The sequence below is a fragment of the Nostoc sp. genome (assembly GCF_035638895.1).
Classification (GTDB): Bacteria; Cyanobacteriota; Cyanobacteriia; order Cyanobacteriales; family Nostocaceae; genus Nostoc.
Genome location: NZ_DASQZC010000609.1, coordinates 1 through 10,461 on the forward strand (window position 1 = coordinate 1; position 10,461 = coordinate 10,461).

Annotated in this window: 5 protein-coding genes and 1 pseudogene; 5 read left to right on the top strand and 1 reads right to left on the bottom strand. The window is 39.3% G+C overall.

The window, feature by feature from the left end:
- The first annotated feature begins 814 nt into the window (after positions 1 to 814).
- From VE944_RS29850 to VE944_RS29870, 5 genes are all read left to right on the top strand, one after another.
- Complete coding sequence (locus VE944_RS29850) at positions 815 to 4,585, top strand: beta strand repeat-containing protein (RefSeq protein ID WP_324986073.1); 3,771 nt, start codon at positions 815 to 817, stop codon at positions 4,583 to 4,585.
- A gap of 222 nt (positions 4,586 to 4,807) precedes the next feature.
- On the top strand, positions 4,808 to 6,952 hold the full coding sequence (locus VE944_RS29855; protein WP_324986077.1) for an AMP-binding protein: 2,145 nt from the start codon (positions 4,808 to 4,810) through the stop codon (positions 6,950 to 6,952).
- A 33-nt stretch (positions 6,953 to 6,985) separates the two neighbouring features.
- Positions 6,986 to 8,254, top strand: a complete 1,269-nt coding sequence (locus tag VE944_RS29860; RefSeq protein WP_324986080.1) for a cytochrome P450 — start codon at positions 6,986 to 6,988, stop codon at positions 8,252 to 8,254.
- Between the two features lie 37 nt (positions 8,255 to 8,291).
- Positions 8,292 to 9,545, top strand: coding sequence for a cytochrome P450 (locus tag VE944_RS29865; RefSeq protein ID WP_324986083.1), 1,254 nt, complete (start codon positions 8,292 to 8,294; stop codon positions 9,543 to 9,545).
- A gap of 11 nt (positions 9,546 to 9,556) precedes the next feature.
- Complete coding sequence (locus tag VE944_RS29870) at positions 9,557 to 10,057, top strand: aspartyl/asparaginyl beta-hydroxylase domain-containing protein (protein WP_324986085.1); 501 nt, start codon at positions 9,557 to 9,559, stop codon at positions 10,055 to 10,057.
- 118 nt (positions 10,058 to 10,175) lie between these two features.
- Here the strand turns inward: VE944_RS29870 and VE944_RS29875 are convergent.
- Positions 10,176 to 10,461, bottom strand: a pseudogene (locus tag VE944_RS29875) (metallophosphoesterase); the annotation flags it as partial.

A 10,461-nucleotide genomic window follows, 5' to 3' on the forward strand; every position in this document is an offset into this window, starting at 1 on the left:
TGATGCACGCAAACAAGCAGCAGCCGATGCCGCCCAACGTATTCAAGAACTCGGAGAAGTTAATCAGGACGAGGAAGGCAAGCTGACCGAAAATAGTGACACACGCGGTAGAGGCCCAGGAATGCTTTAATTACAACAATCTTTTTTGCTGGGTGTAATTACACACACGTGAGAAGGCTAAATAGGCGGTTTGTAGAGACGCAATGATAATTGCGTCTCTACTTATTTATATATGGGCGAAATAGAGGCGAATAAAGCGCAACCCGTCATACAGTTAGTATCATAATTTTTTATCTTTTGATACATTGGGCTTGTAATAACTTGTGGTAGCCCATATCAGAACAAAAGCCCCTAGTTATCATATATTCATTTAACCACAGCAAGACTTATTCAAAAAAGTAGGAAAAGTAAGAAAAGTAGGATGTTTTATATAAACCCTTGATTATGCTGTTGATAGGTTGTAAATTGATGCATAATTACACAGTCAATTCACAAATTCAGGTTTTGGTTAAGCAATTAAGTTTAACAGGCAATAGCTTTCCCAAAACAAGAGAATGAAGAAAAGGGCAACGTAAAAGTAAAAACTCAGCTTGAATACTGTGTAACTACTAAAGCGATAAATAATTTTTGCTATTTCCTAGTTTCAAAATTCAAAACTGTTTAATTATTTTGGAATTTTGCATTTTCAAAGAAGTCTAAGCCTTGGTTTTAACCGTTCATAACTAGGCTAAATTTGTTAATGGTTTTGAGTTTTCAAACATCTTCTTTACTTTCAATAAACACATTCTAATTTTTGAGAAAAAGTCCACAAAATATGACATTATCTAACATTGCAATTACTTCTCTAACTCCCACTGTTACTGAAAGTGGCAATCGTGGTACTTACCGTATTAGTCGCGATCGCACGGCTGGCAATTTAACTATTAAACTCAACATTGATAGTAGTAGTACAGCGCTTGATGACTACAATCTTAGCGGCAACAAAGTTACAGTCACTGGAAATACTGTTACTGTAGTAATTCCTGATGGAAAAAACTTTGTTGACATTAATCTGACTGCGATTGATGACATTCAAGCCGAAGCCGATGAAACAGTAAAACTTAATCTAGCAGCTAATGCTACCTATAATATCGATACCGCAAAAAATACAGCCACTGTTACTATTAGCCGTAACGATACAGTAGTAATTAACACCAATGACAAAGGTGAAGGGTCATTAAGACAAGCGATTGAAAATGCCAACGCTTTTGCTGGGGCTGACACAGTTAGCTTTGCTGAAACTGTATATAATGATGTCTTCCCAGATGCGATCGCGCTGACATCTGGAGAATTAAATATTACCGATGATGTCACCATTCAAGGAACGGGAGCGAAAAACTTAAGCGTCAGTGGCAACAATACCTCCCGTATCTTCAATATCTCTGGAACTCAAACAGATGCAAATATTGATGCGATTACCCTTACCGATGGGAATGGAGGCACGCAAAATGGTGGTGGTATCTTAGTTAATAGTGGAAATACCCTGAACTTAAATAATAGTGTACTTTCCAACAATACAGCCGCTCGCGGTGGAGCTATATCCAACACAGGTACAGCGACCATAACTGACAGTACCATCGATGGCAACCAATCCGCCGTCAGTGGTGGTGGGATCTATAATTTCGGCACAATTACAGTAATCAATAGTACCTTTTCTAATAACATAGCCAACGCTAACGGTGGCGCTCTCACTACTGTAAATACAGCTAGCATAATTAACAGCACAATCTCTGGCAACCAAGCCAACTCTTCTGGCGGTGGAGTAACAAACTCAGCTTTGCTCATTATAAGTAACAGTACCATTGCCAACAACACGGCAGATGCTGACAACGATAGTGCTGGCGATGGTGGAGGAATTTTCAGATTGGGTGGCACGGTTACTGCATCCAATACCATCATTGCCAATAACAAAGATTTAGGTGGTGAAGCGCCCGATGTATTCGGCAATATTACAGGCAATGCTAACAACCTGATTGGCGCTACGGCTGGGGCTTCTGGAACTATAGGCACTGGCAGCGATATCGTCAACCCCAACCCCGGATTAGCCCCCCTAGCTAATAATGGTGGGACTACTCAAACCCAGGCTTTACTAGCTACTTCACCAGCCGTCAACGCAGGTAATAATGCTTTTATTCCTAATGGTGTCACCACCGATCAACGAGGTACAGCATTTGATCGCAGCAAATTCGGGACAGTGGACATCGGTGCTTTTGAAGTACAGGAGCCGATTGTCAGTCTCAGTGCAGCTGCTGCCACTGCTACAGAAACAGGAATAGCAGGAACTTACCGTGTTAATCGCATTGGCACTGCCAGTAACTTAACTGTCAAACTCACTATTGATAGCAGCAGTGCTTCTGTGAACGATTACACTCTTAGTGGCGGGAACATTAAGCTTTTTGGTAATACTCTTAGCGTTGTTATTCCTAATGGGCAAAGCTTTGTTGATATCAACCTTGCTGCTATTAATGACTTGGCAGCTGAAGCTGATGAAAGTTTAAAACTGAATCTAGCTCCCGACGCTGCTTATAGTATTGATACAACCAACCCAACCGCCACCGTTACTATTGCTCGTAACGATACCACCGTCACCAACATCAACGATCGCGGCGAAGGGTCGTTGCGACAAGCAATTGAAAATGCCAATATCTTTACTGGGGCTAATACGGTTGATTTCGACACGAAAGGAAAATTTGCCACAGCCCAAACCATAACCCTAACTTCTGGGCAGCTCAGAATTACAGATGATATTAGTATCTCTGGAACAGGAGTCGAGCAACTAACAGTCAGTGGTAATAATGCCAACCGTGTTTTGAGTATCTCTGGAACGGGAACAGATGCCAAAATTGACGGCTTAACCATTGCTAATGGCAATGCCAAAACAGCAGATGGAGGTGGCATCTTAGTTAATCAGAATAGTAATTTAGTCTTAACTAACAGCGCTATTGAAGGCAATCGCGGCAACCTTGGAGGTGGAATAAATATCCTTGGTACAGCTACTGTTATCAACAGCACTCTCTCTAATAACCAAGGTGATGCAGGCGGTGGCATCTTAAACTCAGGTACAGCTACCGTCATTAATACTACCCTATCGGGCAACCAAGCCAGAGTCTTTGGGGGCGGCGGTATCGGCAACTTAGGGACAGCCACCTTGATTAACAACACCATTACCAACAATACGGTGGTGGCTAATTTTAATAGTACTTTTGGCGGTGGGGTTGAGAACTTCTTTGGTGGCACACTTGCTGTCAAGAACACCATTATTGCTGGGAATATTAACAACAATAATCAAGCGGCTGATGTGTCTACTGATAGCGACATTGCAGGTAATGCCAATAATCTAATTGGTAGTACTGCCGGAGCATCAGGAACAATTGGTACAGGTAGCGATATTACCTTTGCCGAAGCCGGAATTACCAACATAAACCAAGTTATTAACCCCATTTTGCAAAATAATGGTGGCACTACAGCTACTTACGCTTTAGTTCCCACTAGTATTGCGATCAATGCTGGTAATAATGCTAATCTCTCAACAGATACAACTGATTTAGATGGAGATGGCAACACTACTGAATCCATCCCTTTTGACCAACGAGGTACTGACTTTAACCGCTTTAAGTTTGCTACCGTAGATATTGGTGCTTATGAATCTGATACTGTTTCTAGTAGTGGCGGTCAAAAAGAGTTTATCGTACCCCGTAGGGAGGGAAGCCATACTATTCTTAATTTCGGGGGTGTAGGCAGAGGTAGTAATCCTTCCGCAGCTACTATTGCCGAAGTGGATACTATTAAATTCCAAGGAACTGGCTTGACAGCCCGCAATCTACTTCTAACTCAATCTGGCAACAATCTAGAGGTTACATTTGAAGGAGTTGCTGAGACTGATACCAAAGTTACCTTACAAAACTTTGCTCTGGAAAACTTGGATAACCTTTCCACATCAACTGGCAATCTTGTATTTGATGGACAAACTAGCATAAGCGACAACTTTGATGTCATTAATGCCGATTTGACTCAAACTGGCATTTTGAAACGCAACACAGTCACGTTCTTCAATGATTTTTCCAACAATATTAAGGCTCTTGACAACTCTAACGATGTTATCAATGGTCAAGGTGGGAACGACATTATTGATGGACGTAACGGTGATGATTTGCTGCGTGGGGATCTAGGCAATGATACCCTGATTAGTGGTGCAGGTAATGACATTCTTGTTGGCGGCGCTGGCAATGACACTCTTACGGGTGGAACAGGTTTTGATCAGTTTATCTATCAAGCTTTTAGTGACAAAGGAACCAGTGGTGACACCATCACTGATTTCAATTCCGGCCAAGACAAGCTAGTGTTAACTAACTTGTTTGATAGCCTGGGCTACGATGGTAGCAATCCTATTACTGATAGCTACTTGCGTTTTGTTTCTAGTGGTGTCAATACTCAAGTTCAGATTGATACAGATGGAATAACATCTACCCAAGGGTTTAGCTTATTGGTGAATTTGAATAATGCCTCCGCTAACTCTTTAGTTATTGGCAGTAACGTCTTGGTCTAGAACTGGCTATAAGGTGATAGCAAGACATACTCAAACATACTTTATATAACCAGTAGAAGATGTGGAAGATATAACAATTTTCTCTTATATCTTCCATGCTCTTTGATAATGTGCTGCTTATTGGCGGCGTTAATAACATTAGCAAGGGTACAACATACAGAAAACAACTTAGTAGGAAATTAACAACTAATTTCTGTTTTTATTAGGTAAATATAAATAGCTATGATTAACGATTTATTTTCTCCATCTTCTGTAGAAGAAGCAACTTTAATTCACCTACTAAACTATAGGGTGCTAAAACAACCAAATCAGGTGCCATATACCTTTTTAGTAGATGGAGAAGCAGAAAAAGTTAGCTTTACTTATGCAGAATTAGATCAAAAAGCCCGTAAACTAGCAGCGTTACTCCAGAGTAGGAAAGCTTTTGGAGCAAGAGCGTTACTTCTTTACCCCCCTGGACTAGAATTTATAGTTGCTTTTTTTGGATGTTTGTATGCAGGTGTCATTGCTGTACCCGTGTACCCACCACAAGGTAAACAAAGGATGACAAGGGTAAAGGCGATCGCAGCTGATGCACAGGCAACTTTTGCACTCAGCACCACATCTATAATTACCAACTCTGCACAAAGCATCGAACAAGAAGCAGAATTAGTAGCCTTGCAATGGATAGCAATCGATGAGATTAGCAACAATTTAGCAGATGATTGGTTTTTGCCAGAAATTAACCACAACTCACTAACACTTCTCCAGTACACTTCTGGTACAACAGGCAAACCAAAAGGAGTGATGGTAAGTCATGGCAATTTATTACATAACTCTTATTTAATTTATAAATCTTTTGAACATACAGCTAACAGTCGCGGAGTAATTTGGCTACCTCCTTACCACGATATGGGGCTAATTGGTGGAGTGTTACAGCCTGTATATGGTAGCTGCTCAGTCATTTTGATGTCGCCAGAGTCATTCATACAAAAGCCTTTTCGCTGGTTAAAAGCTATTTCCGACTATCAAGCCACTACTAGCGGCGGCCCCAATTTTACTTATGACTTGTGTATTGAAAAGATTACTCCCGAACAACGGCAACAGCTTGATTTGAGTTGTTGGGAAGTAGCTTTCAATGGTGCTGAACCTGTACGTGCGGAAACTATAGAGAAGTTTGCCACCACCTTTGCAGAGTGTGGCTTTAGAAGGAGTGCTTTTTACCCCTGCTACGGTATGGCGGAAACAACTCTAATTGTGTCTGGGGGTTTAAAAGCAGCTCCACCAGTGATTCACTTTGTACAAGATCAAGCTTTAAAACAGAATTTAATTGTAGATGCTACCTCTGAGACAGAGAATAAAGCGATCGTTGGTGTTGGTCACAGTACCCCTAACCAAAAAATTGCGATCGTGCCTTGCACGGCTCCCTCTGGGAGCATCGCCAATACAGAGTCTTTAACCCAGTGTCCCGATGGACAAGTCGGAGAAATTTGGGTTGCAGGATCGAGTGTAGCCATTGGCTATTGGAATAAACCCGACGAAACGCAGCAGATTTTTCATGCTCAACTTCAAGATTCAAAAGAGGGGTCTTATCTCCGCACGGGAGATTTAGGATTTTTGCTCAATGGCGAACTATTTGTCACAGGTCGCCTAAAAGACATGATAATTATTCGGGGACAAAATTATTATCCCCAGGATATCGAGTTAACAGTTGAAAACAGCCATCCAGCGCTACGGCCTCATTGTGGAGCAGCATTTTCTCTAGAAATTGCAGGAGTTGAACAGCTAGTTATTGTTCAAGAGGTAAAGCGGACTTACTTACGTAACCTGGATGTTTTGGAGGTTATAAAAGCCATACGTCAGGCAGTATCTGAAGAATATCAGTTGCAAGTCTATGCGATCGCCCTGCTGAAAACTGCAACTATCCCGAAAACGCCGAGCAATAAAATTCAGCGTCAGGCTTGTCGTATTGGTTTCTTGAATGGAAATTTAGATATTGTGGGAGATTGGATTGCCAATCTTGCACAAATAGATTTATTAAAACTGCAAACAGAAGTAAAAGAGCTTCGCCAACAAACACACAATTCAGATATTAATCACTCTGAAAAACTAGCTTTGACAGAAGCAGAAATTCAAAACTGGTTAATTTCTCATTTAGCTTTATACCTAAAATTACCCCCTGATGGAATAGATATTCAAGAGTCTTTTACTTCCTATGGTTTAGATTCAGCAGTGTCAGTCAGTATGACAAATGAATTAGCTCAATGGATAGGTTGTGAACTGGCAATTACTCTTTTTTGGGAATATCCTAACATCAAAATCCTATCGGAGCATTTAGCAAAAGAAAGTCAATTATTAGTATTATTGGCTTCTCCAGATATTATTTAAAGTAAAATCTATAAAATCAAACCAATTTCTAATATGAGCCAAGAAGTTATTAATACTAATAATAGCAAAAAAATAGAATCAATTAAATTAGAATACAATATTTTTGCTCCTGAATTTAATGCTAATCCTTATCCAACCTATCATCGCCTCCGCTCAGAAGATCCAGTACATAAATACTTGATTGGCGGTGATTGGTTCGTCACTCGCTATGCTGATATCAAAGCAGTTTTGAGAAGTGGGTGTATTCGTACTGATGATAGACCAAAATTAATCAATGAAAGAAGCAAATATCTTAAAAACAAGGAGAAAAATTTGGATACTCTGGCTTATACTACTAGCAAATTTTTATTTTATATGAACCCGCCAGATCATACTAGATTACGTGGATTGCTAGTTAAAACTTTTTCTCCCATAGTTGTTGAGCAGATGTGTCCTTTTGTTCAGGAAATTGTAGATGAATTGCTAGATAAAGTTAGACATCAAGGGAGTATAGACATTGTTGCCGATCTTGCCAGTCCGCTTTCTGTGAAAGTTATTAGTAAACTTTTGGGGATACCAAAAGAAGCTCAAAACCAGCTACATCAGTGGACTAATGTATTGTCTCGGATTTTAGATCCATTGGTATCACTAGAAGAATATCAAAAAATGAATCAGGCTACGCAAGAGATTCAAGACTATTTACGTAGTTTGATTCATGAACGAGAAAAAAATCCCCAGCAAGACTTGATTAGTAGTCTAATTACAGTTCAAGAGCAAAGTGATAAATTAACTCAAAAGGAAATATTGGCAGTTTGTACATTATTATTTGGTGCAGGAGAAGAAACTACAGGTAATACAATAGGTAACGGAATGCTGGCATTGCTCAATCACCCTGAACAAATGGAACACCTGAAAAGAGAACCAACAAAAATTCAAAGTGCGGTAGAGGAAATCATTCGCTACGATAGTGCAATTCAGATGATTACCCGGATTGCTACTGATGATTTAGAAATAGGCAATCAACGAATTAAAGCAGGTGAAAAGATCGTTTTGTGCTTAGGTGCTGCTAATCGAGATCCTGCCCACTTTCCTAACCCCGATCAGTTAGATATTAACCGAGAGCAGAATCATCACGTTGCTTTTGCCGATAATATTCATTATTGTCTGGGAGCTGCGTTAGCACGGCTAGAAACTCAAATTGCTATTAATACACTGATTCAAGAACTTCCTAATTTAAAGCTAGCTATGGATAAATTAGAGTGGCGAAAAAACATAGCCATCCGTGGCTTAAAAGCTCTAAAATTAAGTTTTAGTATTAACTAATTTTTTTGCAGGTTTTAGTAAATATAGTAGATAGTAAATGGAACCAATTAAAGATAATAATCAAATCTCAGAAAAGGAAAAAGTTTTTAAGTTTAATCCTTATGACCCATCCTTTCAGGCTAATCCCTATCCCATTTACCATAAACTTCGTTCTGTTGAACCAATACACCAAAGCTTCAATAATATGTGGGTAGTTACTCGCTATGCTGATGCTAAGGCAATTTTACGAGACTCTCGCTTTTGTGTTAATAAAATGCCAAACCACGTTAAATACAAAAGCGATTATCTGGGTAATTTCAATACACTTGCACAAGCTATTAGTAAATGGTTAATATTTCTAGACCCGCCAGAACATACTAGATTGCGAGGATTAATAAGTAAAGCTTTTTCTGCTGCTACTGTTAAAAGTTTATATTCCCAAATTCAACAAATCACAGAGCAGCTAATTAGTAAAATTCGACATCAAGACCACATGGATATAATTGCCGATTTTGCTTGTCCTTTACCTTGTAATGTGATTTGCACAATTTTGGGAGTACCTGTTGAAGATTGGTATAAGCTATATTATTGGTCAGATAAATTGTCTGAGATTTTAGATCCACTCAAGTCATTGGAAGATTATGAGCAGATGAATAAAGTGGCCTTAGAATTTACAGATTACTTTAAGGGCTTGATTGCTCAACGTAAAATAAATCTACAACAGGATTTATTGAGTGCTTTGATAGCAGTTAAAGAGCAGAATAACAAGCTCACGGAAGAAGAAATTATTTCCATCTGTATGTTACTTTTTCTAACTGGTGAAGAAACAACAGTCAATCTCATAAGTAACGGTATGCTTGCTTTGTTGCGTCACCCAGATCAAATGCAACAAATAAAGACACAACCTATGCTTATTCAAGGTGCTATAGAAGAAATACTGCGTTATGACAGTCCGATTCAGATTACTACACGAGTAGCAAATCAAGATGTTCTTTTAGATAGTGTAACTATTCAGTCTGGTGATAAAGTATTGGTTGTATTGGGGGCTGCAAATCGAGATCCTGCACAATTTCCTGAACCAGATCGTTTTGATATTACGCGAGTTAATAACAATCACTTAGCTTTTGCTGATGGTATTCATTCTTGTTTGGGTGCAGCATTAACGCGGCTAGAAGCTGAAATTGCTATTAATGCTCTTGTGCAATTACCTGATATACAGTTGTTACAAGAAGAGGTTGAATGGCGAAAAAAAATTCCTTTTCGGAGCTTAAAATCTCTTCCAGTTACCTTCAAGGCAATGAACATAACATAATTAAATAAAAAATGTTTTACGAAACTATTATTTTTAGATTTATACAGAGTCTAGAATCAAACTGGTTCCTCATTAAAGAGGAGTTTGATAGACTGCAAGACAAGGATTCTATTCCTTGGCAAAAAGAGTTTCTTTATAACAAAGGCTGGGATATTTTTACTTTGTATTCTTTTGGAAAGAAATTAGAAGATAACTGCCGCTTGTGTCCAGAAACAACAAAATTAATAGAAGCTATTCCTGGAATGACCACAGCAACTTTTTCTTCCCTTGCACCTGGAACTCATATTCTACCTCATGAGGGATATATAAACACTGTACTCCGTTGTCATTTGGGTTTAATTGTTGCTGATGACTGTGCGATACGAGTGGGGGATGAAACAAAAACTTGGGAAGAAGGCAAGTGCTTAGTTTTTGATGATACAGTTGAGCATGAGGTTTGGAATCGCAGCAATATCTCCAGAATAGTTTTATTGATCGATTTTAAAAAGTCTCAGTTTTCAAAGTTACCTTAAATATTGAATTTAAGTGGGAATGATGCAATTTGGTTAGATATGTGAATGAGTGAATTGAGAGAAATCAATTCAAAATTCAGAATTAAAAAACTTCTGCCTCCTCTTTTCCGATGCCTATTCATTCAATGATCAGTGGTTCAAATTCACGATCATGCCATTGCCTCTGATACCATTCGGAAACCAAGGGACGCACAATAAACTTAGGCTGTCCATCGCCTTTAACGTCAATGCGTAAACCTGAGTAAGGTCGCCGCTTCTGAGAACCTTGACCATTGCGACCAATGAAGAGATGCGATCGCGCCACTAATCTATTTTCCTCCATCAAATCTGCTCCCTCAATCCGTTGGCGGCGCAAACTAAACCCGCTACCGCCACAAACAATCCAGTGGATATGAGAATCAGCG